This window comes from Curtobacterium sp. ME26 (assembly GCF_903970945.1).
GTDB lineage: Bacteria > Actinomycetota > Actinomycetes > Actinomycetales > Microbacteriaceae > Curtobacterium > Curtobacterium citri.
On sequence record NZ_CAJCKG010000015.1, the window covers coordinates 45,640 to 72,578 of the forward strand.

Annotated in this window: 21 protein-coding genes and 2 pseudogenes; 14 read left to right on the forward strand and 9 right to left on the reverse strand. The window is 73.5% G+C overall.

What is annotated here, in order from left to right:
* The first annotated feature begins 2 nt into the window (after nt 1–2).
* Genes H7A69_RS08140 through H7A69_RS08155 form a run of 4 tightly spaced genes read left to right on the forward strand, consistent with a single transcriptional unit; the run spans nt 3 to nt 5,788 of the window.
* On the forward strand, nt 3–842 hold the full coding sequence (locus tag H7A69_RS08140; RefSeq protein ID WP_182046584.1) for a hypothetical protein: 840 nt from the start codon (nt 3–5) through the stop codon (nt 840–842).
* Nucleotides 839–4,870, forward strand: a complete 4,032-nt coding sequence (gene eccCa / locus H7A69_RS08145; protein ID WP_182046585.1) for a type VII secretion protein EccCa — start codon at nt 839–841, stop codon at nt 4,868–4,870. The genes H7A69_RS08140 and eccCa overlap by 4 nt, the downstream gene beginning before the upstream one ends.
* Nucleotides 4,860–5,207: a hypothetical protein gene (locus tag H7A69_RS08150; RefSeq protein WP_182046586.1), complete on the forward strand. Its 348-nt coding sequence runs from the start codon at nt 4,860–4,862 to the stop codon at nt 5,205–5,207. Before eccCa ends, H7A69_RS08150 begins: the two co-directional genes overlap by 11 nt.
* Nucleotides 5,204–5,788 (forward strand): hypothetical protein, encoded by a 585-nt coding sequence (locus H7A69_RS08155; protein ID WP_182046587.1) that lies wholly within the window; start codon nt 5,204–5,206, stop codon nt 5,786–5,788. The genes H7A69_RS08150 and H7A69_RS08155 overlap by 4 nt, the downstream gene beginning before the upstream one ends.
* A gap of 245 nt (nt 5,789–6,033) precedes the next feature.
* Here H7A69_RS08155 and H7A69_RS08160 read toward each other — a convergent pair whose 3' ends face one another.
* The 4 genes from H7A69_RS08160 to ptsP form a co-directional block, all read right to left on the reverse strand.
* Nucleotides 6,034–7,197: a mannitol-1-phosphate 5-dehydrogenase gene (locus tag H7A69_RS08160; RefSeq protein ID WP_182046588.1), complete on the reverse strand. Its 1,164-nt coding sequence runs from the start codon at nt 7,195–7,197 to the stop codon at nt 6,034–6,036.
* Nucleotides 7,194–7,631, reverse strand: a complete 438-nt coding sequence (locus tag H7A69_RS08165) for a PTS sugar transporter subunit IIA (RefSeq protein ID WP_182046589.1) — start codon at nt 7,629–7,631, stop codon at nt 7,194–7,196. Before H7A69_RS08165 ends, H7A69_RS08160 begins: the two co-directional genes overlap by 4 nt.
* Nucleotides 7,632–7,705: 74 nt before the next feature.
* Complete coding sequence (locus tag H7A69_RS08170) at nt 7,706–9,262, reverse strand: PTS mannitol transporter subunit IICB (protein ID WP_182046590.1); 1,557 nt, start codon at nt 9,260–9,262, stop codon at nt 7,706–7,708.
* 65 nt (nt 9,263–9,327) lie between these two features.
* The gene (ptsP, locus tag H7A69_RS08175; RefSeq protein WP_182046591.1) at nt 9,328–10,983 is read right to left on the reverse strand and encodes a phosphoenolpyruvate--protein phosphotransferase; all 1,656 of its coding nucleotides are present in this window, start codon (nt 10,981–10,983) and stop codon (nt 9,328–9,330) included.
* Between the two features lie 283 nt (nt 10,984–11,266).
* On the opposite strand from ptsP, the gene H7A69_RS08180 reads away from it, so the two are divergent.
* Both H7A69_RS08180 and H7A69_RS08185 read left to right on the forward strand, forming a co-directional pair.
* Nucleotides 11,267–12,037, forward strand: coding sequence for a DeoR/GlpR family DNA-binding transcription regulator (locus H7A69_RS08180; protein WP_058728882.1), 771 nt, complete (start codon nt 11,267–11,269; stop codon nt 12,035–12,037).
* Nucleotides 12,038–12,132: 95 nt separating this feature from the next.
* Nucleotides 12,133–12,405 (forward strand): HPr family phosphocarrier protein, encoded by a 273-nt coding sequence (locus tag H7A69_RS08185; RefSeq protein ID WP_069712190.1) that lies wholly within the window; start codon nt 12,133–12,135, stop codon nt 12,403–12,405.
* Between the two features lie 117 nt (nt 12,406–12,522).
* Here H7A69_RS08185 and H7A69_RS08190 read toward each other — a convergent pair whose 3' ends face one another.
* The gene (locus H7A69_RS08190) at nt 12,523–13,620 is read right to left on the reverse strand and encodes a tetratricopeptide repeat protein (protein ID WP_182046592.1); all 1,098 of its coding nucleotides are present in this window, start codon (nt 13,618–13,620) and stop codon (nt 12,523–12,525) included.
* 81 nt (nt 13,621–13,701) lie between these two features.
* On the opposite strand from H7A69_RS08190, the gene H7A69_RS08195 reads away from it, so the two are divergent.
* From H7A69_RS08195 to H7A69_RS08225, 7 genes and pseudogenes are all read left to right on the forward strand, one after another.
* Nucleotides 13,702–14,544 (forward strand): exodeoxyribonuclease III, encoded by an 843-nt coding sequence (locus H7A69_RS08195; protein ID WP_182046593.1) that lies wholly within the window; start codon nt 13,702–13,704, stop codon nt 14,542–14,544.
* Between the two features lie 39 nt (nt 14,545–14,583).
* Nucleotides 14,584–15,594, forward strand: coding sequence for a tryptophan--tRNA ligase (gene trpS, locus H7A69_RS08200; RefSeq protein WP_182046594.1), 1,011 nt, complete (start codon nt 14,584–14,586; stop codon nt 15,592–15,594).
* An 11-nt stretch (nt 15,595–15,605) separates the two neighbouring features.
* Nucleotides 15,606–16,208, forward strand: a complete 603-nt coding sequence (locus tag H7A69_RS08205; protein ID WP_182046595.1) for a GNAT family N-acetyltransferase — start codon at nt 15,606–15,608, stop codon at nt 16,206–16,208.
* Nucleotides 16,209–16,328: 120 nt separating this feature from the next.
* A complete protein-coding gene (gene ribD / locus H7A69_RS08210) occupies nt 16,329–17,411 on the forward strand; it encodes a bifunctional diaminohydroxyphosphoribosylaminopyrimidine deaminase/5-amino-6-(5-phosphoribosylamino)uracil reductase RibD (protein WP_182046607.1) in 1,083 nt (360 codons plus the stop codon).
* Nucleotides 17,412–17,440: 29 nt separating this feature from the next.
* Nucleotides 17,441–18,064 (forward strand): annotated as a pseudogene (gene ribA, locus H7A69_RS08215) (GTP cyclohydrolase II); the annotation flags it as partial.
* Between the two features lie 203 nt (nt 18,065–18,267).
* Nucleotides 18,268–19,686 carry an MFS transporter gene (locus H7A69_RS08220; protein ID WP_182046597.1) on the forward strand — a complete coding sequence of 473 codons (1,419 nt, stop codon included), beginning with the start codon at nt 18,268–18,270 and terminating at the stop codon, nt 19,684–19,686.
* A gap of 172 nt (nt 19,687–19,858) precedes the next feature.
* Nucleotides 19,859–21,715 (forward strand): ABC transporter ATP-binding protein, encoded by a 1,857-nt coding sequence (locus H7A69_RS08225; RefSeq protein ID WP_182046598.1) that lies wholly within the window; start codon nt 19,859–19,861, stop codon nt 21,713–21,715.
* 15 nt (nt 21,716–21,730) lie between these two features.
* Here the strand turns inward: H7A69_RS08225 and H7A69_RS08230 are convergent, their stop codons facing one another.
* From H7A69_RS08230 to H7A69_RS08245, 4 genes are all read right to left on the reverse strand, one after another.
* Nucleotides 21,731–23,158 (reverse strand): NAD-dependent succinate-semialdehyde dehydrogenase, encoded by a 1,428-nt coding sequence (locus tag H7A69_RS08230; protein WP_259346144.1) that lies wholly within the window; start codon nt 23,156–23,158, stop codon nt 21,731–21,733.
* A gap of 86 nt (nt 23,159–23,244) precedes the next feature.
* Nucleotides 23,245–23,865 (reverse strand): isochorismatase family protein, encoded by a 621-nt coding sequence (locus H7A69_RS08235; RefSeq protein WP_182046600.1) that lies wholly within the window; start codon nt 23,863–23,865, stop codon nt 23,245–23,247.
* A 40-nt stretch (nt 23,866–23,905) separates the two neighbouring features.
* Entirely contained in the window at nt 23,906–25,402 is a 1,497-nt protein-coding gene (dacB, locus tag H7A69_RS08240; RefSeq protein ID WP_182046601.1) for a D-alanyl-D-alanine carboxypeptidase/D-alanyl-D-alanine-endopeptidase, read from the reverse strand.
* 59 nt (nt 25,403–25,461) lie between these two features.
* Entirely contained in the window at nt 25,462–26,472 is a 1,011-nt protein-coding gene (locus H7A69_RS08245) for a Gfo/Idh/MocA family protein (protein ID WP_182046602.1), read from the reverse strand.
* Between the two features lie 165 nt (nt 26,473–26,637).
* On the opposite strand from H7A69_RS08245, the pseudogene H7A69_RS08250 reads away from it, so the two are divergent.
* Nucleotides 26,638–26,939: pseudogene (locus tag H7A69_RS08250) on the forward strand (hypothetical protein); the annotation flags it as partial.

Below are 26,939 nucleotides of genomic sequence, written 5' to 3' on the forward strand. Positions count from 1 at the left end.
CGATGCGACTCATCGACGACGTGGTGCCCGCGCTCGGCCGGGCGTTCTTCGGCAGTGTCGCCGGCGGCGCACGCGAGCTGGACGACGCCCACCGCGCGATCTGCCAGGGCGTCCCCACGAGCCGCCGCATCGCCTTCGCCTCGCTGCGCGGGGGCACCGGCTGCTCGGCCACCGCGGCCGCGGTCGCGACGGTGCTCGCCCGTCGGCGCCCCGGACGTGTCCTCGGCGTCGACGGCGCGGCCGGGTCCCGGTCCTTCGCGGCGTACGCGGGATCGCCCGTCACGGACCCGACGCCCGCGTCGGACCGCCGCCGGGTGGCACGCACGTCGTGGGACGCCCTCGACGGTCTGCCCGTCACCCCGGCGGGCCTGCACGTGCTCCGCACCGGCGACCCGCGCAGCCCGTCTCGACAGGCCTCGCCGTCCGAGTGGGCGGCGGCGGTCGACCCGATCGCACGCTTCTTCGACGTCGTCGTCGGCGACTGGGGATCGCGGTCCCCCTTCGTCGACCTCGGGTCGGTGGCGGCGGACGCACACGTGGTCGCCCTCGTGACCGGTGCCGACCGCGCCGGCATCGAGGAGGGCGTCGCCCACGCCGAGGCCGTCCGACGGCACGCCGAGGGCACGCGCGTCCTCGTCGTCCCGGTGGACACCACGGGGACGGGCCTCCGCGCGGCCCGGACGGCGGCGGGCTGGCCGGGGCACGAGGTCCACCCCGTGGCGTCGGACCCGTCGCGCGCCGGCGGAACCCGACCCGCAGCCGTCCGCACGGCCCTCGTCCACCTGACCGCGGCCCTCGTCGACGCCGCCGTCGGTCGCCCCGCTCCGGAGGCACACCGGTGAACCGCATCGTGCACCGCCCCGCCCGCGTGTCCACGCCGCTCGTGCGACCGGAGGCCGAGCAGCTGGCACCGCCGCCGCAGCTCCCCGAGGGTCCGAGCGGCGGCCTGCCGCTGCAGTCCCTGCTGCCCGTCGTCGGCGCGGTGTCGTCCGTGGTGATGATGGTGGTGCTGCGCGGCAACAACCCGGTGCTCATGGTCGTCGCGGCGCTCGTCTTCGTCGTCGCCCTCGTCGGTGGACTCGGCATGGCCTTCACGCAGCGCGGCAACGCCGTCCGCAACCGTCGGACGCAGCGCGAGCGGTACCTCGACCACCTCGAGGAGCTCCGCGGCGACCTCCGCGCACGGACGACGGCGGTCCGCGAGCGGGCCGAGCACGTCGACCCGGCGCCGGAGACCCTGCCGCGCGTGGTCGCCGACCCCGCGCGCCTCTGGGAGCGCCGCCGGACGCACGGCGACTTCCTGCGCGTCCGGGTCGGCTCCGGCGACGTCGGCTGGCTCGACCTCGTGGTCCCGCCGGACCAGAACCCGGTGCAGCCGCTCGACCCGCTGATGCTCGCCGAGCTCGAACAGGTCGCCGAGCACTACGGCACGGTCCACGCGATGCCCATCACCGTCCGTCTCGACGAGGCCGGCGACGTCTCGGTGGTCGGCGACCGGCAGGCCGTGCTCGCCGTCGCCCGGGCGCTGACGGTCCAGCTCGCGGCGCTGCACTCCCCCGAGGACCTCCACCTCGCCGCGGCCTTCGCCGAGGAGCGTGCCGAGGACTGGGCCTGGTTCGACCTGCTGCCGCACGCCCGCATGGACCGGACCTTCGACGGACCGGTGCGTGCCCGCCGGGTCGCGCCGGACGTCCCCTCGCTGGCGCGCGTCCTCGGTGGCGAGCTCGGCGAACGGGCCCGCTCGGCGGCGATGTGGCGACGGTCCGGCAACGCCGGACGCCGCAGCGACCTGCCGCGTCTGGTGGTCGTCGCCGACGAGCACGGCGGCGTCGCCGTACCGCTCGCGCTGCCCGAGGGCGAGACCCGGCCGGAGGACCTGCGGGTCACCGTCGTGCACCTGGTCGCGGACCGCCTCCACGAGCCGTCCGACGTCCGTGTCCGCATCACGGCGACGAGCCAGCCGGCAGACGACGCAGCCGGCGAGCGGACGACCCTCGAGATCGTCGATGCGCGGGACGTCGAGGAGGGCGAACCCGCTCCCGTCCAGCCGGCGGTCTGCGACCCGGTGTCCCCGTCCCTCGCGACCGCCGTGGCCCGCGCACTCGCGCCGCTGCGCCTGTCCGCCGACGCCGAGGAGCGCGCCGAGTCGGCGACCGCGCTCGGCGTGCAGGACCTGCTCGGCGTGACCGACGTCACCGCCGTCGACCCGGACCGCACCTGGCGTCCGCGCACCCCGCGGGACTTCCTCCGGGTGCCGATCGGCGTCGACGACTTCGGCGCCCCGCTGCTGCTCGACCTCAAGGAGTCGGCCCAGCTCGGCATGGGGCCGCACGGCATCTGCATCGGCGCGACCGGCTCCGGCAAGAGCGAGATGCTCCGGACGCTCGTCCTCGGCCTGGCGGTGTCGCACCCACCGGAGGACCTCGCGATGATCCTCGTCGACTACAAGGGCGGCGCCGCGTTCGCGCCGTTCGCCCGGCTGCCCCACGTCGCCGGCCTCATCGACAACCTTGCCGACGACCCCCAGCTCACCCGTCGGGCGCGGGCGTCGATCGCCGGCGAGGTCCGCCGACGCCAGGAGCTGCTCCGCGACGCGGGCTCCTCGCCGTCGATCACCCACTACCGCGAGCTGCGCACCCGTCGCCCGGACCTCCCGCCGATGCCGCACCTGCTCCTCGTGATCGACGAGTTCGGCGAGCTCCTCACCGCCGAGCCGGAGTTCGTCGACCTGCTCCTCATGATCGGCCGCATCGGTCGGTCGATCGGCGTGCACCTGCTCCTGTCGAGCCAGCGGATCGAGGCGGGGAAGCTCCGGGGGCTCGACACCTACCTGTCGTACCGGCTCGGTCTCCGCACGTTCTCGGAGGCCGAGAGCCAGGTCGTGCTCGACACCGGCGACGCCTTCCACCTGCCGGCCGTCCCCGGCTACGGCTACCTGAAGGTCGACACGAGCGTCTACACGCGCTTCCGGTCGGGCTACGTCTCCGGCCCCGTCGACGAGGCCGTCCCCACCGCGGTGACCGCGGCGCAGGACGACGCCCCCGAGCCCTTCGAGCTCCCCGTCCACAACACCGTCGCCGCCGAGGACGACGGCCCGGTCGAAGCCGTGCTCGAGACGCCCGACGTCGGTCGGAGCGTCGTGGACGAGGTGGTGGAACGCCTCGCCCGTGCCGACCGCGCGACCGCCCCCGTCTGGCTCCCCCCGCTCCCCGACCGGCTGGCGCTCGGCGCGGTGCTCGACCCGCAGGCCCCGACCGACCCCGCGGGACTCGCCGTGCCGATCGGCCTCCTCGACGACCCCGCCCGACAGCGGCAGCGCCCGTGGGTGCTCGACCTCACGCAGGGCGGCGGCCACGTCGCCGTGATCGGTGCGCCGGGCTCCGGCCGGACCACGTTCCTCCGCACCGTCGCGGCGTCCGTCGCGCTGACCACGACACCCCGTCAGGTGAGCGTGTACGGGATGGACCTCTCCGGGGGTGGGCTCGGGCGGCTCGAGGGCTTCCCGCACGTCGGTGGCGTCGCCACGCGAGCCGACCGCAACCGGCTCCTGCGCCTCGTCGAGGAGCTCCAGGCGATGATCCGCCTCCGCGAGCGCGTGTTCCGCGACCACGGCATCGACTCCCTCGCGATGCTCCGCACCCGGCACGCCGCCGGTCGCGTCCCGGAGCTCGGCTCGGCGGACGTCGTGCTGCTCGTCGACGGGTACGGCGCGATGCGCACGGAGTTCGAGGAGCTCGAGGACGCCTTCGGCGACCTGCTGCAGCGCGGTGGGAGCTTCGGCATCCACGTCGTGCTCGGCCTCACGCGGTGGAACGAGCTGCGCCTGGCCAACCAACCGCTCGTCGGGCAGCGCTTCGAGCTCCGCCTCAACGACCCGGCCGACTCCACCATCGCCCGCGCCGCGGCCGCGACCCTGAAGTCCGGCGAGCCGGGCCGCGTCCTCACGGGCGACGAGCGGTTCGGCCAGGTGGCGCTGCCGGTGCTCGACGACGTCGACGACGACGCCGTCGGAGACGCCCTCGAGGCGCTCGCCCGACGCGTGGCGGACAGCTGGGGCGGCCCGGCTGCGGCGCCGATCCGACTGCTCCCGGAGTCGTTCGACCCCGCGGAGCTGCCCGACCCGCTCGCCGTGCCCGACGCGGTCCCCTTCGCGCTCCGGCAGGACACCATGGAGTTCGTCGCGTTCGACCCCGCGCAGGACCAGCACCTGCTGGTGTTCGGGGACACCCGGAGCGGCAAGACCTCGCTGCTCCGCGGGCTCGCCGCCGGGTTCGTGGAGCGCGCCACGCCGGACGAGCTCGTGCTGGCGTTCATGGACGTCCGCGGTGCGGCCGCCGCGGGCACGCCGGACGAGTTCCTCGGCGGGCACGCCGCCAACGGCCGCGACGCCCGGGGCCTCGCAGCGGCCATCGCGGCAGAGCTCGAGCAGCGCGCCGCCGGGACCTCGACGGGCCCGCGGCCCCGCATCGTGGTGCTCGTGGACGACTACGACATCGTGGCGTCCGCCGGCACCGACCCGCTCGCTCCCCTGGTGCCCTACCTGCCGTCCGCGCGCGACCTCGGTCTGCACCTCGTGCTGACCCGACCGGTCGCCGGTGCGGCGCGCGCCGTGTACGACTCCGTGCTGCAGTCCGTGCGCGACTCCGGCGCGGCCGGACTGGTGCTCAGCGGCGAGCGGTCGGAGGGGCAGGTGTTCCCCAAGGTGTACGCCGAGCAGTTCCCGCCGGGACGCGGCCGACTGGTCCGTCGCGGGACGCCGCCGCGGATCGTGCAGGTCGCCCACTTCCCCGCGGCGGCACCCGAGGCTGCCGGTGCGACCGGTGCCGCGACCACCGTCCTCGACCCGAAGGGAGCGGCCGATGCCCCGTGACCTGCTCGTGCTCTCCACCACGGCGCCGTCGCTCGTGGACTTCGTGAACGCCGGCGCCTCGGTCGACCCGGAACTGCGCGTCCGGTCGCTGGACGGCGACGCCGTGGTCGAGGTCGTCGACGACCACGGCACCGCGCACGTCAGCGTGCAGCACCCGGAACGGGTCGACAACCAGGAGGAGGTCCGTCGCCTCGCGCCGTGGACCACGCTGCGGGCGCCGCTGTGGTGGACCGAGGCCTGGGCGCCCTGGGGCGCGCACGGCGAGGTCGGCGTCGCGATCGCCCGGGCCCTCGCGGCCGAGGTCGACGGCGAACTGCTCGTGGAGGACGGCTCGTGACCGGACTCCCCCCGGTCCCCGGCACCCGCCGGGCAGCCGTCCAGCGCGCTCGCACCGTGCTCGTCGCCGGGGTGTCCGGCGGGACGGGGACGACGACGGTCGCCGCCCTCCTCGTCGACGCGGCCGGTGCACGGCGCGGTGCGGTCGTGCAGGCCTCCGACCACTCCGGCGGCGAGCTCGCGTCACGGCTGCCCCGGCTCGACCCGGCGAGCACGCGCGACGCGGTGCACGACGCCGGCGCGCACGTGCTCCCCGCCGCACACCTGGCGGCGGCACCGGAGAACGCGCTCGTGGTCGTCGGTCGCGCGTCCGACGAGGGCGCAGCGGACGCCGTCGCCGCGCTCGACACCGCCGCCACGGCCGACCCGTCGCTGCCCGCCCGCACGGTCGTCGTCCTCGTGGACCGCACGGCACGCGGTACCGCACCGGACCTCGGCACGCTGCGTGCCCGCGGCGTCGGCGCGGTCGTGGTCCTGCGGCGGGACCCGGCGCTCGGCCGCCCCGGCCGCATCGACCCCGGACGATTCGCCCGTGCGACGGTCGAGGCCGCCGGGGCGGTCCTCACCGCACTCCGCTGGTGACGGCCGCCCTCGACGAGGGGCGTCCCCGACGCCGGCGACTCCCCGAGACGCCCGCAGGTCGTCGAGACACCGCGACGAGTGGCGGCGTCCCGCGCCGCTGACGGCGTCCCGCCGAGCGGACGGCGTCTCGGCGAGTGGCGGCGTCCCGCCGAGCTGACGGCGTCCCGTGCAGCAGGGTGACCACGAACGGACGGGAGGCGCGGTGCCAGCCGGCACCGCGCCTCCCGTCCGTCGGGGTGGCGACGCTAGGAGCGCGCCGCGCGCACCCGTTCGGCGAACGCCGCGTGCAGCGGGTGCTCCGCAGCGAGCCCGGTGATCTCCGTCGCGACGTCCGCGTCCGAGCGGTCGGAGCGCAGCAGCTGCTGCAGCTCGACGCTCTGCTCGTCGTCCGCGACGTCGAAGCGCAGGGCCGCACCCATCGCGTCGAGCAGCGCCGTCGGCTCGGTGCCGTCCTCGGCCAGGGCCGCCGCGGGCGAGACGAACCGCTCGTCACGCGACAGCTTGCGGAGCGGCTGCCGGCCGACACGGGTCACGGTGTCCGGCAGGTGCGGGTTCTCGAAGCGGCCGATGATGGCCTGGACGTACGAGCGGTGCACCTCGGGGTCGAGCTCGTGCCGACGGACGAGCAGGTCGCTCGTCTCGGCGAGCACGGACTCGAGCGCCGATCGGACCGCGGGGATCGCGATCGCGTCCGAGATCTTGTCCGCCCCGGCGAGGAAGCCGTGGTACGCCACGGTGGCGTGCCCGGTGTTCACCGTGAAGAGCTTGCGCTCGATCGACGCGGCCAGCCCGTCGACGTAGTGCGCGCCGGGGATCTCCGGCTCGTTCCCGCCGAAGGGGGTGCGGTCGATCGCCCACTCGAAGTAGGTCTCGACCGTCACGTCGAGGCCGCCGTCCGCGGGCTGCTGCGGGACGATGCGGTCGACGGCGGTGTTCGCGAAGACCGCCTTGGCGAGCGCGGCGTCGCGCTGTTCCTCGGGGAGCGCCGCGACGATGAACTCGCGCAGCCGGTCGGTCGCGTTGATCGCGTTCTCGCACGCCATCACGGCGAGCGGAGCGGCGTCCGCGTCGCGGGCGACGAGCCCCCGGGCGATGACGGGCGCGATGAACTTCAGGACGGTCGGGCCGACCGCGCAGGTCACGACGTCGGCGGCGGCCACCTCGGCGACCACCCCGTCCTCGTCCTGCGCGCTGTTGACGGCGCGGAAGGCCGTGACCTCGTGGTCCTGGGCGCCCTGCCCGACCTCGTGCACGGTGTACGAGTCGGCTGCCGCGAGGGCGTCGATGAGCGGGGCCGCGACGTCGGCGAAGACGACCTCGTACCCGGCCTCGTGGAGCAGGAGCCCGACGAAGCCGCGGCCGATGTTCCCCGCGCCGAAGTGGACGGCGGTGCGCGTTCCGGTGGTCACTCGTTGACCTCGCCGAGGATCGACAGGATCGCCGCCGTGTCGGGGGCGTCGGTGAGCTTCTGGACCTCGTCCTCGTCGGAGAACACGATCGCGATCTTGGACAGGATGTCGAGGTGCTCGTTGTTCACGCCGGCGATGCCGACGACGAAGCGCACGGGGTTGCCGTCCCAGTCGATCGGGGTGGCGTAGCGGATGAACGACAGGGCGGACGACTTGATGGCGTCCTTCGCGTCGTTGGTGCCGTGCGGGATCGCGAGGAAGTTGCCCATGTACGTCGAGACGCTCTTCTCACGCTCGAGCATCGCCGGGTAGTAGTCCACCGTGACCGCGCCTGCAGCCTCGAGGATCTCGGCCGCCTCCTTCATCGCCTCCGACTTCGTCGGGGCGGTGTCCTCGGTGTGGATGCGGATCTGGCTCTCCTGCAGGACGGGCATGGGGTTCTCCTTGCTGATCGCGGACGTGGTGGAGGGGGCGGACCGTGGTCCGCCCCCTCCGATACTGCACTTCGTTACTGGTTCTTGAGCTGCTCGACGACCTGGTCGTACTGCGGCGCGTTCATGAAGTTGCCGACCGACACGTGCTGTGCGCCCGGGTTCTTCTGCTTGGCGCGGTCGGTGAGCTCCTCCTGCGTGATGATGAGGTCCTCGGTGCCGTCGAGGTTCGCGATCGCCTTGTTGACGACCGTGACGCCCTCGATGCCCGCCTTCTTGACCTTGTTCCGCAGGACGCTGGCACCCATGGCGCTCGAGCCCATGCCGGCGTCGCACGCGAACACGACGTTCTCGACGCGGGTCGCCGTGGTGGTCGACGCCGATCCGACGCCACCGAGCGAGGCCTCGGCCTCCTCCTCGTTGGCCGGGGAGTTGTTGCCGAGCAGACCCGAGGTCGCGGCGTTGACGTCGCGGCCCTTGTTGGCCTGGAGCTTCGCCATCGCGGCGCTCATGTCGCCGCCGTTGTTCGCCAGGTCGCGCTTGCGGCTGGCGAGCAGGAAGAAGGACGCCACCGCGAACGAGACCGCCGCGGAGAGGACCACCGAGAGGATGACGCCGACGTAGCTGTCCTTCGCCGTGGCGGTGAGGACGGCGATGATCGAGCCGGGCGAGGCCGGGGCGACGAGGCCGGACTGGAAGGCGACGTTCGTGGCGACACCGGTCGCACCACCGAGGATGACGGCGAGGAACAGCACCGGCTTCTGCAGCACGTACGGGAAGTAGATCTCGTGGATGCCACCGAAGAACTGGATGAGGATCGCGCCGGGAGCGGTCGAGCGGGCGATGCCGACACCGAAGAAGGTGAAGGCGAGCAGGATGCCGAGACCGGGGCCGGGGTTCGCCTCGAGCAGGAAGAGGATGCTCTTGCCGGACTCCTGGACCTGCTGGGCACCGAGCTGGTCGAGCACGCCGTGGTTGATGGCGTTGTTGAGGAAGAAGACCTTCGCCGGCTCGATGATGACGCTGGCGAGCGGCAGCAGGGAGCTGTCGACGAGGAACTTCACCGCGGCGCCGAGGCCCTCGGCGATGAGCTTGAACAGCGGGGCCAGCCAGAAGAAGCCGACGAGCGCGAGCGCGAAGCCGAGGATGCCGGCCGCGTAGTTGTTCACGAGCATCTCGAAGCCGGGCTTGATCTTGCCGTCCCAGATCTTGTCGATCTGCTTGATGAGGTACGCACCGAGCGGACCGCAGATCATCGCACCGAGGATCATGATCGTGCCGTTGGCGCCGATGATGACACCCATCGCCATGATCGAGCCCACGACGGCGCCGCGGGTCTCGTAGATCATCCGGCCGCCCTGGAAGGCGATCGCGAGCGGGATCAGGTAGGTGAGGATCGGGCCGACGAGACCGATGTTGGCCACGCCGTCCGTCTCGCCGAAGCCGCCGAGGACGCCGACCGGCGTCCACCCGGTCTCGATGAAGAAGGCGGTGATGAGGCCCCACGCGATGAAGATCGCGATGTTCGGCATCACCATGCCGGAGAGGAACGTGCCGAACTTCTGGACGGCGACGCGTGCGCCGCCCCGCGACTTCGCGGGTGCGTCGGGCGCTGCAACGGACGACGTTGTCATGTGCCTGGCTTTCTGTGATGGGTGCTGCAGTGGTGGAGGGGTGTGGTGCTGCTGTGGTGCTGCGGCTAGGCGGCGTGCGCAGCTGCCGCGGCGGTCTTGGCCGCCGCCGCGGTGCTCGCGGCGAGTGCCGCCTTCGCCATCTCGCGGGCCTGCTCGAGCGTGTGCTGGCCGAGCTCGGCGCGCACGTCGGCCAGGGCCGCGGGGGTCATGGACAGGGTGGTGGCGCCGAGGCCGACGAGCACGACGGCGAGCAGCGGGTCGGCCGCGGCCTCACCGCAGATGCCGACGGCCTTGCCCGCGTCGGCGCCGGCCGCACCGAGCTGCGCGACGAGGCGCAGGACGGCGGGGTGCCACGGGTCCTGGTAGGACGCGACGGTGCCGAGCATGCGGTCGGCGGCCATCGTGTACTGGGTCAGGTCGTTCGTGCCGATCGACACGAAGTCGGCGCTCGTGAGGACCTGCTCGGCCATCAGCGCGAGCGAGGGCACCTCGGCCATGACACCCGCGGTGCGGATGCCGAGCTCGCGGGCCAGGTCGACGAAGTACTCGGTCTCCTCGGCGTCGGCGACCATCGGCGCCATCACCCAGAGGTCTGCCTCGGTCGCGGCGTCGGCCTGCGCCAGCGCGGTGAGCTGGTCGCGCAGGACCTCCTCGTGGTTGCGGAGCGCCCGGAGACCGCGGCGACCGAGCGCCGGGTTCTCCTCGTCCTTGTCCGTGAGGAACGGCAGCGGCTTGTCGGCACCGGCGTCGAGCGCACGGACGACCACCTTCTTGCCGGGGAACGCCTCGAGGAGCTGGCGGTACGACTCGGTCTGCTGCGCGACGGTCGGTGCCGTCGGCGAGTCGAGGAAGAGGAACTCGGTGCGGAAGAGCCCCACGCCCTCCGCACCGAGAGCGACGGCACCCGCGGCGTCGGCGGGGCTGCCGAGGTTCGCGAGCAGCGGGACCAGGTGGCCGTCGGCCGTGGCCCCGGCGGTGAGCGGTGCGGCCGCGACGGCGAGACGGTCGGCGATCCGACGCTCGACGTCGGCGACGAGCTCGGCGGACGGCTCGGTCACGACGGTGCCGGCGGCCGCGTCCACGACGACGGGGGTGCCGTCGACGAGACCGTCGGCCCCGGTGACCCCGACGATCGCGGTGATGCCCTTGGCGCGGGCGAGGATCGCGGTGTGCGAGGTCGGGCCGCCGTCACGGGTGACGAGCGCGAGGACCTTGTCGAGGTCGAGCAGCGCGGTGTCGGCGGGGGCGAGGTCGCGGGCGACGAGCACGAACGGCGTGTCCGACTCGGGCACGCCCGGCGCGGGGACGCCGCGGAGCTTGGCGACGATGCGCTGGGCGACGTCGTCGAGGTCGGCGGCGCGCTCCCCCATGTAGCCGCCCATGCCGACGAGCAGGTCGCGGAACTGGCCGAACGCCTCGAACACCGCGCGCTCGGCGTTCGTGCCGCCGTCGATGCGGGCGTGCACGTCGTCGAGGAGGGTCGGGTCCTGCGCCATCAGCGCCTGGGCCTCGAGCACCGCCTGGGCGTCGCCACCGGCGAGCTGCCCGCGCTTGTTGAGGTCCTCCGCCACGACCGCGAGGGCGTCGTGCACGGACTGCTTCGCGTCGTCCGCCGAACCCTCGAGCGGGGCCGTCGACGGTGCGCCGAGCGGGTCCGCCATCCGGAGCACGGGGCCGTGGGCGACGCCACGGCCGACGCCGGTGCCGAGCAGTTCGGACATTCGAGACTCCTTCATCTCACGCGGAGGTGCTTGGGGGTGCGAGCCGCGCGACGAATCGGGTCCGACCGCGGCGGCGTGCGATCACACTACCCCGATCCACGTTGACAAACAAACACATCCGGGGATAAAAATGCAGAAACAGGTGCCCGTTTGCGTCCGGCGGACGAACCAAACGGGCACGCTCCGCCGAGATCGTGTCCGAGCCGGTCCGTTCCGGCCCGCCCGAGCAGCCCCGAGCGAGCAGCCCGACCGTTCCACCCCGACCGCGAGACGACGAGGTCCGATGTACGCACCAGAGCGCCACCAGCGCATCGTCGAGCGCGCCCGCTCGCAGGGGCGCGTCGACGTGAAGGACCTCGCCGAGCTGCTCGAGGTCACCCCTGAGACGATCCGACGCGACCTCACGAGCCTCGAGCGGCGCGGGCTGGTCCGGCGCGCCCACGGCGGCGCGATCCCGGTCGAACGGATCACGCTCCACCCGGGCGTCGGCGACCGCGGCGGCATCAACCAGGCCGAGAAGATGGTGATCGCCGAGGCGGCCCTCGCCGAGCTGCCGGAGAACGGCTCGGTCATGATCGACGCCGGCACCTCGACGATCTGCCTGGCCGAGATGCTGCCCACCGACCGCGGCCTGACGGTCGTCACGCACTCGCTGCCCGTGGCCATGGCGGTCGCGAACCGGTCCGGCATCGACCTGCACCTGCTCGGCGGCAACATCCGCAGCGACTCGCTCGCCGGCGTCGGCACCTGGACCCACCAGCTGATCGGGATGGTCAGCGTGGACGTGGCGTTCATCAGCATCAACGGGATCACCCCCGAGCGCGGACTGACCACGCACAACATGGCCGAGGCGGCCGTCAAGAGCGCGATGATCAAGTCCGCCCGTCGCAGCATCCTGCTCGCCGACCACACCAAGTTCGGTCGCGAGGAGTTCGGCCGCGTCGCCCCGCTCGCCGCGATCGACACGATCATCACCGACCCCGGCGTGAACGCCGACCTCGTGCGCGAGGTCGAGGCCGCCGGCACCGAGGTCCTCTGGCCCGGCCGCGACTGACCGGACCACGGTCCGTCCCGCCCGGACAGCCCCCCGGAACCGCCCACCCCGCGCTCGCTAGCATGAGCGAACCACCCGTCGACAGGAGTCAACGCATGTCCGAAGCCACCCGCACCGTCACCGTCGCCAGCGCGTCCGGCCTGCACGCCCGCCCCGCGTCCCTCTTCGTGCAGACCGTCACCGCGTCCGGCCACCAGGTGACGATCGCCAAGGGCGACAAGACCGGCAACGCGGGCAGCATCCTCGCCCTCCTCGGTCTCGGCATCGAGAACGGCGACGAGGTCACCCTCACGGTGACCGGCGACGACGCCGACGCGACCGCGGACAGCCTGGTCGAGTTCCTGCAGACGGACCACGACGCGGCCTGAGCAGACCGGTCGCGCGACGCGACCACCTGACGGACGGGAGGCGCGGTGCCAGCGGGCACCGCGCCTCCCGTCCGTCGTCGGGTCGCCACGTCCGCGGAGCCGGGGACCGGTCCCCGGCTACGCGTACCAGCGGTCCAGGAAGCCGCCGACCCCGAGGGCGCCGACCAGGCCGGCACCACCGACGGCCGCGACCCAGCCGTCGGCCGCGCCCGGCGCACCGCTTGCCGCGAGCACGAGCAGGAGCCCGCCGGCCACCAGCGTGACCGCCTGCAGCACCGGCAGGACCACGACCCCGCCGGCGCGCGTCCGGACGAGCCGGACGAACGGCGGCCACCCGGTCCGCAACGACCGGCCGAGGCGCCGGAGCACCGCCACCTCGGTCGCGACGATGCCGATCATCACCGCCACGCACCACAGCGCCGCCGCGACGGGCGCGTGCAGCGCCGTGTCACCGAGCGCCCCGCCGGTGGCGGCGAGCACGAGGCCGACCAGGACGAGCGCCGTGCCGAACGAGGCCATCCGGACCGCAGCCCGTCGGAAGGCACCGAGCGGGCCGACCGCGTCCGGGTGCTCGGCGAGCACGAGCGCCGCGTCGGCGAGCACCGCGATCGTGCTGCCCCGCCGCTCCCGGGCACGCAGGAGCTGCCATCGCGACCACGGGTCGGCGGGCGTCGCCGCGACCGCGGCGACCAGCGCACGTTCCGCCGTGCCGGGGTAGCCCTCCCGGTCCGCCAGCCACGCGAGGGCGAGGTTCACCTCGGCGTGCCGGGGGTGCGCCGCTGCCGCACGGGTCGCCGTCGCGTAGGTCTCACGGTCGACGGTCCCGGTGCGGAGGTCCAGGACGAGCCGGGCCGCCGCCAGGTCGCCGTCGTCCGGACGGAGCGCGACCGCCGCCGACCAGGCCGCGCGCGCCTCGGGGACGTCGCCGGCCGCCTCGGCCAGGTGCGCCGCGAGTCGGAAGGACTCGACGTCGTCAGGGTCCGTGGCGATCGCCCGGCGCACGGCGGTCCGCGCGGCATCGAGGTCCTCGGTCCACCAGAAGACCACGGCGAGGACGCGCAGGACCTCGGCGTCGTCGCCGTGCAGGGCGAGGGCGCCCGTGAGCGGTTCGACGGCGTCCTCCGGCCAGCCGTACCGAAGGAGCTCGGACGCAGCGACGAGGGCACGGTCGACCTGCTCGTGGCGCCCGGACGACGGGTCGACGGCATCGGTCACGCCGCTCATCGTGGCGCGCCCGCCCGCGCGGGACAAGCCCGCGCACGAGGGGTGTCACGACCCGCCGGTAGGGTGTTGCGCATGACACGCCTGCGCCTCGCATCCGTCAACGTGAACGGCGTCCGCGCCGCGTTCCGGAAGGGCATGGGCGACTGGCTCGACACGCGCGAGGTCGACGTGCTGGCCCTGCAGGAGGTCCGCGCATCGAGCGACGACCTGGCCGGGCTCCTCGGCGACGAGTGGGACATCGTGCACGACCCCGCCACGGCGAAGGGCCGCGCGGGTGTCGCGATCGCCTCCCGCCACCGTGCGCACATCCACCGCGTCGAACTGGGTCCGACGGACTTCGACTCCGCCGGGCGCTGGATCGAGGCCGACTACGAGCTCGACGGCACCACCGTCACGGTCGTGTCCTGCTACGTGCACTCGGGCGAGGTCGACACCCCGAAGCAGGACGAGAAGTGGAAGTTCCTCGACGCGATGACCGAGCGGCTGCCGGCGCTGCGCGCGCACAACCCGCTCGCGGTCGTCGTCGGCGACCTCAACGTCGGGCACGACCAGCGGGACATCAAGAACTGGAAGGGCAACGTCAAGCGCGCCGGGTTCCTCCCGCGCGAACGTGCCTACTTCTCGCGGTTCTTCGGGACCGAGGGCGAACCCGTCGAGGGCGCGGACGGCTCGACCGGCCCGGGCCTCGGCTGGGTGGACGTCGGACGCGACCAGGCCGGTGACGTCGACGGGCCCTACACGTGGTGGTCGTGGCGCGGCCAGGCGTTCGACAACGACAGCGGTTGGCGCATCGACTACCAGGTGGCCACGCCCGACCTCGCCGCGAAGGTCACGCAGTACACGGTCGACCGCGCCGCGGCGTACGACCAGCGATGGTCCGACCACGCTCCCGTGGTCGTCGACTACGAGCTCTGACCCGCTCCCCCTCCGCTCTCGCAGTACAGGAACAGCACCATGACCACGACGCGCATCTTCTCCGGCATCCAGCCCTCGGCCGGGTCCCTCCACCTCGGCAACTACGTCGGGGCGCTCATGCAGTGGCGCGACCTGCAGGACGACCACGACGCCATCTACTGCGTGGTCGACATGCACGCGATCACGTCGCCGCAGGACCCCACGGAGCTCCGGGCGAGCACGCGGGCGACCGCGGCGCAGTACATCGCGTCCGGCATCGATCCGACCAAGTCGACCCTGTTCGTGCAGTCCCACGTGCCGGCGCACGCCGAGCTCGCATGGGTGCTCAACACCCTGACGGGCTTCGGCGAGGCCAGCCGGATGACCCAGTTCAAGGACAAGTCGGCACGCCAGGGCGCCGAGGCGGCCTCGGTCGGCCTGTTCACCTACCCGATCCTGATGGCGGCGGACATCCTGCTGTACGACACGGCGGTCGTGCCGGTCGGTGACGACCAGCGCCAGCACGTCGAGCTGACGCGCGACCTCGCCACCCGGTTCAACTCGCGCTTCGGCGACACCTTCGTCGTCCCGAAGGCACAGATCGGCACCGAGACCGCCCGGATCTACGACCTGCAGGACCCGACGAGCAAGATGAGCAAGTCCGCGGCGTCGGACAACGGGCTGATCCGCCTGCTCGACGACCCGAAGCGCACCGCGAAGAAGATCCGGTCGGCCGTCACCGACACCGAGCGCGAGATCCGGGCCGACCGCCAGGCCAAGCCCGGGGTGACCAACCTGCTCGCGATCCTGTCAGCGTTCACCCGGACCCCGGTCGCGTCGCTCGAGGAGCAGTTCGTGGGCAAGGGCTACGGCGACCTCAAGGGTGCGGTGGCGGACGCCGTCGTCGCCGAGCTCGAGCCGGTGCGCGCCCGCACGCTGGAGCTGCTCGACGACCCGGCCGAGCTGGACCGGCTGCTCGCCGTCGGTGCGGACCGTGCCGAGGCGATCGCGCAGGCCACCCTCGCCCGCGTGTACGACCGAATCGGCTTCGTGCCGCGCCGCCGCGCCTGACGATGCTCCCCGTGACGCTGTCGTCGGACCGGGTGCGCCTGACGGTGCCCACCCGGGCCGACACGGCTGCGATCACCGAGGGGTGCCAGGACCCGGCCGTGGTGCGGTGGACGACCGTCCCGACGCCGTACACCGAGCGCGAGGCGCAGACCTTCGTGGACGCGCTGGTCGGCCCCGGCTGGGCCTCCGACCGCGAGTACACGTGGGGCATCCGGCGGGTCGGCTCGGACTGGCTCGTCGGCGTGGTCTCCTTCCGCACCGAGCACCGTGACCTCGGCTTCTGGCTCGCGCCCGCCGCCCGGGGTGCCGGGATCATGCACGAGGCCGTCGAACTCGTGGTCGCGTGGGCGTTCGACCGCGGCGCCCCGGACGTGTACTGGGAGTGCTACGAGGGCAACGTCGGGTCGGCGTCGGTCGCCCGCTCGGCGGGGTTCTCCTTCACCGGCACCGGGACCGCCCGCATCCCCGCCCGTGACGGCGGACCGACGGTGGCGTGGACGGGGCTGCGTCGCGCCGACGGTGCACCGGCGTCGGACCTGCCCTGGCCGGCTGCGTCGTTCCCGGACGGCACCGACGGACCGGAGCACGCGGGCGTGCACCGGGGCGGTCGCTGACACGCGCCGGCGTTCGCTGACAGGGGACCACCGGGTGACGGGTCACCGACGGCCGGTCGGTAGTGTCGGAGCGTGACCACGAACCCCGATCCGTCGGTCCGTCCCGCAGAGGGCCGAGCGATGCGCCGCGCGCTCGAGCTCGCCGCGCTCGGGCCGGCCGTCGGCGACCACGCCCGGGTCGGCGCGGTGATCCTCTCCCCCGCCGGCGACGTCCTGGGCGAGGGCTGGCACCGGGGCGCCGGCACCCCGCACGCCGAGGTCGCCGCGATGGCCGAGGTGCCCGCCGAGCAGCTCCGCGGTGCCACCGCGGTGGTCACCCTCGAGCCCTGCAACCACGTCGGCCGCACCGGACCGTGCGCCCTGGCCCTGATCGAGGCCGGCGTCGGACGGGTCGTCTACGCGGTCGACGACCCGGGCGAGCACGCGCACGGCGGGGCCGACCGGTTGCGCGCGGCCGGGGTCGACGTCGTGTCCGGCCTGCTCGCCGACGAGGCCGAGGCCTTCCTCGAGCGCTGGCTCCTCTCCGTCCGCACCGGACGCCCGTGGGTGACCGTGAAGTGGGCGTCGAGCCTGGACGGACGCGTCGCCGCGGCCGACGGCACGAGTCGCTGGATCACCGGGGCGGCCGCACGGCAGCACGTCCACGAGCAGCGGGCCGCGCACGACGCGATCCTCGTCGGCACCGGGACGGTGCTCGCCGACGACCCGAGCCTGACGGCGCGCGGCGACGCGGGCGAGCTCCTCGCCGACCAGCCCCTCCCCGTCGTGGTCGGCGACCGCGCGGTGCCCGACACCGCCGCCGTCCGACGGCACCCGCGCGGCCTGCTCGCGCTCCCGGGGCACGACCTCGCGGACGCGCTCCGCACCCTGCGCGACCACGGCGTCCACTCGGTGTTCGTCGAGGGCGGTCCGACGGTCGCCTCGGCGCTCATCGCGGACGGCCTGGTCGACGAGGTGCTCGTCTACCTCGCCCCGGTCCTGCTCGGCGGCCCCCGGGTCGCGATCGGCGACGTCGGGGTGGGAAGCATCGGCGACCGCCGCCAGTTGGACGTGACGTCCACCACCAGCCTGGGCCCCGACCTCCTGGTCCGCGCTCGTCCCCACCGCCCCCGGACCGGCACCGGCCGGCCGGCGGAGGGGACCGCGCCCACCGGAGCGGCGACGACAGCAGACCAGGCACAGAACGACCGGAGCACCGCATGACCGACGCCCTCACCTCCCCCACCCCGGGCAGCCCGGTGCACTTCGAGGTCGCGACCAACGTCCCGACGACGCACGGGACGTTCGAGATGCGCGCCTACCGCGACCTCGTGACGAGCGCCGAGCACGTCGCGATCATCGCTCCCGCGCCCGACGGGTCGGCACCGGGCGACGACGCCCTGGTCCGCGTGCACTCGGAGTGCCTGACCGGCGAGGCGTTCGGATCCCTGAAGTGCGAGTGCGGCCCGCAGCTCGATGCCGCGCTCGACACGATCGCCGCCGAGGGCGGTGTCGTGGTGTACCTGCGTGGTCAGGAGGGCCGCGGCATCGGGCTCATCAACAAGCTCAAGGCGTACCGCCTGCAGGAGGACGGGCTCGACACCCTCGACGCGAACCTCGCGCTCGGGCTGCCGGCGGACTCCCGCGAGTACGGCGGAGCCGCCGGGATCCTCGCCGACCTCGGCATCACGCGCGTCCGACTGCTGTCGAACAACCCGGAGAAGCGCCGCCAGCTCGAGGAGCACGGCATCACCGTGTCCGCGCTCGTGCCGCTCGTCGTCGGGATCTCCGCGCAGAACGCCGGGTACCTGGACACGAAGCGTGACCGCATGGGCCACCAGCTGCCCCCGCACCTCGAGGCCGACACCACCAGCTGAGCGCAGGGCACGCACCGGGGACCCTCGGTGGATTCGCAGGTGGACGACATCTGTCGTACGCTGGGTGCTCCGTCACGAGCGGGACCACCCACCGAACGCACCCGACCGAGAGACGCGCCACCCCGCGCGGACCGGTCGGTGTCCGCAGCTTCGGCAGCCACCGCCGCGCTCGAGAGAGCGCTCCCCTCGGAGTCCCCCGCACCATGTCCGCCGCACCGGCACCCACGTCCGCCCCCACCCCGGCCCCCGCGCCGGCCGAGAACCCCCGGTCCCGCGTCGTCATCGCGAGCCTGGTCGGCACCTCGATCGAGTTCTACGACTTCTACGTCTACGCGACCGCCGCCGTCCTGGTCTTCCCCGCGCTGTTCTTCCCGAACGAGGACCCGACGGCCTCGCAGCTGTCGTCCTTCGTGACCTTCGCGCTCGCCTTCTTCGCCCGCCCGGTGGGGTCGATCCTGTTCGGCCACTTCGGCGACCGCGTCGGCCGCAAGGCCACCCTCGTCGCGTCGCTCCTCGTCATGGGGACCGCGACCTTCCTCATCGGCTGCCTGCCGACCTTCGACACCATCGGCATCTGGGCACCCGTCCTGCTCGCCGTGATGCGCTTCGCCCAGGGCGTCGGACTCGGCGGCGAGTGGTCCGGGGCCGCACTGCTCGCGACGGAGAACGCGCCGAAGGGCAAGCGCGGCGTGTTCGGGTCGATGCCGCAGCTCGGCGCCCCGATCGGCTTCCTGCTCGCCAACGGCCTGTTCATCGCGATCAACGCCGCGATGCCCGCCGGCGCGGACGGCACCCCGAACGCCGACTTCCAGGCGTGGGGCTGGCGCATCCCGTTCCTGCTCTCCGCGGTGCTCGTCGTCGTCGGGCTCTACGTCCGGTTCAAGCTCGTCGAGTCGACCGTCTTCCGCGGCGTGCAGGAGACCGGCAGCGTCGCGAAGCTCCCGCTCGGCCGGGTGTTCCGGACCTCGTGGAAGGCCGTCATCGTCGGCACCTTCGGCATGGTCGCCACGTACGTCCTCTTCTACTTCATGACGACCTTCACGCTGAACTACGGCACCACCGGTGCCGAGGCGGGACCGCTCGTGCCGAAGATCGGCCTCGGCTACAGCCGCGGCGAGTTCCTCACGCTGCTCATGATCGGCGTCGTGTTCTTCGGCATCTTCACGCCGATCGCGGGCTGGCTGGCGGACAAGTACGGCCGTCGCCGCACGCTCATCCCCACGACGATCGGCATCGCCCTGTTCGGCCTGACGTTCCAGCTGTGGTTCGCCGCGTCGACCGGACCCATCACGGTGGTCACGTTCCTCGTCGTCGGGCTGTCGCTCATGGGCCTGACCTTCGGCCCGATGGGGGCGCTGTTGCCGGAGCTCTTCCCGACGAACGTCCGCTACACCGGCTCGGCGATCGCCTACAACGTCGCGTCGATCCTCGGGGCGTCGCTCGCGCCCACGATCGCCCTGGCGCTCTGGCGGCCGGACGGGAACATCTTCCTCGTCGGCCTGTACCTGACGATCGCCGCGGTCGTGACGCTCGTCGCCCTGCTGTTCGTGCGCGAGACGAAGAGCCGCGGGCTCGCGGACGCAGACGCAGACGCAACCGCAGCCACGGACGTGCGCGCCTGACGGGTCGCCCAGGCGACCACCCGCCGGACGGGAGGCGCGGTGCCGGCTGGTACCGCGCCTCCCGTTCCGTCGTCCCCAGCACCACGGACGGCGCAGCACGCACCCACGTGACGGTGGGAGACTGGACGACGGCCGCCAGCACACCCCGCACGGGCGGCAGGAACCAGGAACGATGAGCCTCCCCTTCGTACGACGCAAGCAGTCCGACGGCCCCCGCGCGAGCTTCGGACGACTGCTGACCTACCTGTTCGAGAACAAGCCCGCGATGGTCGTCATCATCGTGCTGAGCGTCCTCGGAGCCGGCGCCTCGCTCGCGCAGCCGCTGCTCGTCAACCAGGTCGTCACCGCCGTGCAGCGTGGTGACACGCTCTCGGTCCTGGTCTGGGTGCTCGTCGCGCTCGTCCTCGTGTCGGGCGTCCTGAACGGCGTCCAGCACTTCCTGCTCCAGCGCGCCGGCGAGGGCGTGGTGCTCTCCACCCGCCGCAAGCTCATCGCGCGCATCCTCAACCTGCCGATCTCCGAGTTCGACACCCGGCGTACCGGCGACCTGGTGTCCCGGGTCGGCAGCGACACCACCCTCCTCCGGGCCGTGCTGACGCAGGGGCTCATCGAGTCGATCGGCGGCGCACTGACGTTCGTCGGCGCCGTCATCGCGATGGCGGTCATCGACCCGCTGCTCCTCGGCATCACGGTCGTCATCGTGCTCGTCGCGATCGTCGTCGTCGGCGGGCTCAGCCGGCGCATCCGCGTGGCGTCGAAGCGCGCGCAGGAGAAGGTCGGTGACCTCACCGCCGCGGTCGAACGCGGCATCGGCGCCGTCCGCACGATCCGCGCCGCCGGTGCCACCGAGCGCGAGGTCCGCGAGGTCGACGGCCACGCCACCGAGGCCTACCGCCGCGGTCTCGACATCGCCCGGATGTCGGCGTTCGTCGTCCCGGTCGCGAGCATCGTCCTGCAGGTCGCGTTCATCGCCGTCCTCGGCGTCGGCGGGGCGCAGGTCGCCGCGGGCACCATCACGATCGCCACCCTCATCACCTTCATCCTGCTGCTCTTCATGATGGTCATGCCGCTCGGCCAGGCCCTCGGCGCGGTCGTCGCCGTCGCGCAGGCCCTCGGGGCGCTCGGCCGCATCGAGGAGGTCCTGCACCTGCCGACCGAGGACCAGGACGACGCCGCGGTCCGGGTCGCCGCAGCGATCGAGACCGACGACGCGATCGCGTTCGAGCACGTCACGTTCCGGTACGCGCGTGCGGCCGACGCGTCGGGTGCGGACGGCGCGACGGGCGCGGACGGCGCGACGGGCCGGTCGGGAGGCCCGGGTGCCGTCGACGACGCACCCGCCGCCGGCGACGTGGTGCTGGACGACGTGTCGTTCCGGGTTCCGCGCGGCGCGCGCGTCGCGCTGGTCGGCCCGTCGGGCGCCGGGAAGTCGACGACCCTCGCCCTGATCGAGCGGTTCTACGACCCGACCGACGGGGTCATCCGGCTCGGCGGTGTCGACGTCCGCGGGCTCGACCGCGCCGAGCTCCGCGCACAGATCGGGTACGTCGAGCAGGACGCTCCGGTGCTCGCGGGCACGATCCGGGCGAACCTGCTCCTCGGCTCGCCCGACGCCTCCGAGGAGGACTGCGTCCGCGTGCTGGAGGCGGTCAACCTCGGCGAGGTGCTGCACCGCGACCCCCGGGGCCTCGACGCGCAGGTCGGCGAGGACGGCGTCATGCTGTCCGGTGGTGAGCGGCAGCGACTCGCGATCGCCCGCGCGCTGCTGGCCGCTCCCCCGATCCTGCTGCTCGACGAGTCGACGTCGTCCCTCGACGGCGTGAACGAGCAGAAGATGCGGCTCGCGATCGACGCCGTCGCCGAGGACCGCACCCTGCTCGTCATCGCGCACCGGCTGTCCACCGTCGTGGACTCGGACGTCATCGTCGTGCTCGAGCACGGCCGGGTCGTCGGCACGGGCACGCACTCCGAGCTCGTGCAGTCGACCCCGCTCTACCGGGACCTCGCGAAGCACCAGCTGCTCGTCTGACCCCGGCCCTGCGGGTCAGGCGGCGAAGGGGTCCGGGGTCAGGACGTAGACCGACTCCAGGTACTCCTCGATGCCCTCGTGCGAGCCCTCGCGACCGAGGCCCGACGACTTCACGCCGCCGAACGGGAACGCGGCGTTCGACACGACGCCCGTGTTCAGGCCGAGCATGCCCGTCTCGAGGCGTTCGGCGAGCCGCTGGCCCCGCCGGAAGTCCGTCGTGAAGGCGTAGGCGACGAGCCCGTACTCGGTGTCGTTCGCGAGCCGGATGCCCTCCTCCTCGGTCGTGAAGCGCGTGATCGACACGACCGGTCCGAAGATCTCCGTGGTGAGGATGTCCGACCCGGGCTGCACCTCGTCGAGCACGGTCGGCGCGTAGAACGTGCCCGGGCGGTCGACGCGCTGCCCACCGGTCACGAGGGTCGCGCCCCGCTCCACCGCGTCGTCGACGAGCCCCGCGGCCTTGTCCACCGCACGGTCGTCGATGAGCGGGCCGAGCGTCGTGCCGTCCTCGGTACCCCGGCCGACCCGGAGCTCCTCGACCTTCGCGGTGAGGGCCGCGGTGAACGCGTCGGCGATGCCCTCCTGCACGAAGAAGCGGTTCGCGGCCGTGCAGGCCTCGCCCACGTTGCGGAACTTCGCCTGCATCGCGGCGGCGACCGCCTCGTCGAGGTCGGCGTCGTCGAACACGAGCAGCGGGGCGTTGCCGCCGAGCTCCATGCTCGTCTTCAGCACGTTGTCGGCCGCCTGCTTGAGGAGGGCCGACCCGACCGGGGTCGACCCCGTGAAGGTGAGCTTGCGGAGCCGGCGGTCGGCGATGATCGGCTCGGACAGTGCCTTCGCGTCGCGCGACGGCACCACGTTGAGCACGCCGTCCGGCAGACCCGCCCGCCGGAACAGCTCGACCAGGAAGAGCGTCGTCAGGGGGGTCAGGTCGGCGGGCTTCAGCACGACCGTGCAGCCGGCGGCGAGCGCGGGCCCGATCTTCCGGGTGGCCATCGCGAGCGGGAAGTTCCACGGCGTGATCGCGTAGACCGGTCCGACCGGACGACGGAGGACGATGCCGCGGCCCGTCCCCTCGGGGTTCGTGCGGTAGTCGCCGTGGATGCGGACGGCCTCCTCGGAGAACCACCGGAGGAACTCCCCGCCGTACACGACCTCGCCCCTCGACTCCGCGAGCGGCTTGCCCATCTCGAGCGTCATCAGGGCGGCGAGGTCGTCCTCGTGCTCGTGGACCAGGTCGAAGGCACGGCGCAGGACGTCCGAGCGCGTCCGCGGCGCGGTCGAGGCCCAGCCCTCCTGCGCGGCCACGGCGGCGTCGAGGGCGGCGATGCCGTCCTCGGGCGTCGCGTCGGCGACCTCGGCGAGCACCGCGCCGGTGCTCGGGTCGCGGACGGGGAAGGTCGCGCCACCGCTCGCGGGGCGCCACGAGCCGCCGATGTACAGGCCGGTGGGGACGTCGGCGACCGAGACGTGCTCGTCGCGGACGGTCGTGGTGGTGCTGGTGGTGCTGGTGGTGCTGGTGGTGCTGGTCACAGTACTGCTCCTCCGGGGCTCGCGAGCCCCTCGTCCGTGTCGCTGCGGTCGACGTGTCCGCCGGCCGCGCTGATCTCGGCCAGGGCACGCGCGCTCCGCTCGGGATCGACGCCCGCGACGAGGTCCTCGTACACGGCGACGTCGAAGCCGGCCGCACGCGCGTCGAGCGCCGACGCCCGGACGCAGTGGTCCGTGGCGATCCCGACGACGTCGACCGTGGTCACGCGTCGGTCCGCGAGCAGGTCCGGCAGGGTCGTGCCGTCCTCCGTGGACGCCTGGAACGCCGAGTAGTCGGGACGCCCACGGCCCTTGAACACGTGGACGTCGACGACGCTCGTGTCGAGGTCGGGGTGGTAGTCCGCCCCGGGCGTGCCGCCGACGCAGTGCACCGGCCACGTGTCGACGTAGTCGGGTCCCTCGGGGCCGGCGAAGTGTCCGCCGTTGTCGTCGTCCCCGTGGTGCCAGTCCCGCGAGGCGACGATCAGGTCGTACTCGTCGGCGTGGCGGCGGAGGTAGACGGTGATGCGCTCCGCGACGGCAGCGCCCCCGTCGACACCGAGTGCACCGCCCTCCGTGAAGTCGTTCTGGACGTCGACGACGAGCAGTGCCCTGGCCATGTCCCCATCCTGCACCCCGAGCCTCCGGGCGCGGTGAGGCTCAGGACGAGGTCAGGCTGCCGCCGCAGGAGTACGTCGCCGCGGTCACGGCGTCGAGCGCCGGCAGGGCGGCCGCTCGCGACGAACCGATGGCGTAGAAGGCGAAGGTCAGCCGGGTGCCGTCCGCGGCGTCGATGTACCCGCCCAGCGTGTTCGCGCTGTCGATCCAGCCCGTCTTCGCGTGCACCTTGCCGCGGGCGACCGCGTTCGCGCCCGTGAAGCGGCTCGACAGCGTGCCGGACACCCCCGCGACCGGCAGCGACTCGGCGAGCACCCCGAGGCCCTTCGCGCCCGCGGCGACCTGCACCATGAGGTGGGCTACGAACGCCGGCGACACCGCGTTCGACGCGCTCTCCCCCGAGCCGTCCCGGATCACGATGCCGGCCGGGTCGAGCCCGTAGCCCGCCAGGGCCTTCTGGTACACCCCGGTCAGGGACGCAGCGGAACCGCCCGCGCCGGACTCCCGCGACGAGACCCGGGCGAGCATCTCCGCGAGGGTGTTGTCGGAGTTCGGGATCATCTGCCCGATCAGCGTCGAGACGGGCTGCGACGACACCGACGCGATCGTGTCCGAGCTCGTCGTCGCACGGTGGACGACCTGCGCGTTCCCGGCACCGACGACCCCGGCGGCCGCCAGCGCGGTCCGGAACGCCGCACCGGCGCGGCCGACCGGGTCGGTGGAGCGCGGCGACGTGGCCGCGGCGGGGTTCGCACGGTCGCCGTCGACCATCAGCGCGGTGACCCGCGGCTGGTAGCCGATCGTCCGCTCGGTCTCCGGCCAGGTCGGGTCCCACGCGTCGGCGTCGTCCCAGTAGCTGTCGTCCGCGACGATCGTCGTGACGGGGGCGTCGCCGAGCGCCGCCTTCACCTGCTGGGCGAGCTGCGCCAGGGCCGGGGCGCCCGGGTAGACGGTGCCGTTGCCGGCCGACAGCGTCGCGTCGCCGTGCCCGACCAGGGCGATCGTGCCGTCCGCCTCCTTCGTCACGGTGGTCGGGATGCGGTGGTCACCGCCCAGCACGGCCAGCGCGGTGGCGCTCGTGAGCGTCTTCATGACGCTGCCGGTCTGGGCGGCCTCCGTGCCCTTCCTCGAGAACAGTGTCTCGCCGGTCGCCGCGTCCATCACGAAGCCCTCGAAGTCGCCGAGACCCGCGGCGGACGCGGCGGAGTCGATCGTGCACGTGCGGAGTGCCGACGGACCCGCGGGGTCGGCGGGGACGGCCCGGGCGTCCGGGGTCGGCGTCGCGCTCGGTGTCCGCGACGCACGCGGCGTCGCCGGGGCGGAGGACGCGCTCGCGTCGACGGTCGGCGCCGCGGACGGGCGCGACGGCATGGTCGCGGCGGCGACCGCGACGGCCCCGCCGGAGCCGAGCACCAGGACGCCGGCCAGGCCGCCCGCGATCCACGGCACGGGACGTCGGGCCGCCGAACGGCGCACGGCGGCGGCCGCGTCGCGGAGGCGCGTCGGGAGGGACTTCGACGAGGGCTGCTGGTCGGACATCGCGAACGATCCTACGGAACCCGGCCACGGGCCTCCAGACCGGGATCCGCGACCGGGGGTCAGGCGACGGAGGCGGGAGCCGGACCGTCCTCGTCGTCGGCCGCGTAGCGGACGCCGACCTGGCGTCGGGCCTCGTCCATCACCGCCATGACGGCCACCGTCTCCTCGGGGTCCATCGGGCCGCCCTCGTGCGTGCCCGAGGTGATCATCTCCTCGAACGCGCGGGCCTCGTGCGCGTACCCGGCGAGCTGCTCGCGGGAGTCGTACTCCTCGACGACCGCGCCGTCCCGGTCCCGCAGTCGCCAGGTCGTCGGGGTGTACCAGGTGTCGTCGATGTCGATGCGGCCGTCCTCGCCGATCACCGAGGCGGTGTTCGGGCTGCGGAGGTCGAGGGCGAAGTGCACCGTCGACTGCGCGCCGCCCTCGTGGGTGAGCACGAGACCCACCTGCGTGTCGACGCCCTGGTCGCTCAGCGTGCCCGCGGCGGTCACGGCCGTCGGGACCCCGAGGACGTCGACCGCGAACGAGATCGGGTAGACGCCGAGGTCGAGCATCGCGCCGCCGCCCAGCGCGGGGTCGTTGAGGCGGTGGTGGGGGTCGCTCGGCAGGGCCTGGTGGTGCGTCGCCTCGACGAATCGCGGTCGGCCGATCCTCCCCTCGGCGATCAGCTCGCGGATCATCCGCATCTGCGGGAGGAACCGGGTCCACATCGCCTCCATGACGGCGACGTCGGCGCGACGCGCCGCGTCGACGACCCGGCGGGCCTCGGCTGCGGTGATCGTGAACGCCTTCTCGACGAGCACGTGCTTGCCCGCGGCGATCGCGAGGAGGGCGTCCTCGGCGTGCCGCGAGTGGGGCGTGGCGACGTAGACCGCGTCGACCCCCTCGTCGGCCACCAGGTCCTCGTAGGAACCGTGGGCGCGGGCGATGCCGTGCTCGGCGGCGAAGGCCTCGGCGCTCGCACGCGTGCGGCTGCCCACCGCGACGAACTCGATCCCCGCGGCGGAGCAGTCCACCACGAAGGAGCGTGCGATGCCGCCCGTGCCGATGACTCCCCAGCGAACCGTCATGGCCCATGTCTACCAGCGGTCGGTCCCGCGCCGTCCGCGGGACCGCTTCCCGGGCAGTACTCGCTTCCTGTGCAGACCCACATGGACCGCTCGGCGCACGGCCAGTTAGCGTGCTCGTGTCCCCCGACCGGGGGCGTTCCCCGACTCGAAGGTGATCCCGTCTCCATGCGCCGATCAGTCCTCACCGCCGTCGCCACGAGCGCGGCCGTCCTGCTCACGACGACGCTCGTCGGCGCCGGCCCCGCCGCCGCACACGGCTGGGGTCCGCCCGGGGACGACCACGGGCACGACACCGCTCTCACGCCCCGCACGCACTTCACGATGGCCGCGGACGGCTCGTCCGGCGCGACGCAGGGCGGGGAGGGCATCCCGAACATCGACTCGGTCAAGAAGACCCTCTCGGCGCACCGCGGCGACCCCGCGGTAGGACTAGCACAGTGTAGGCCACAAGCGTCCCGGTACTCGCC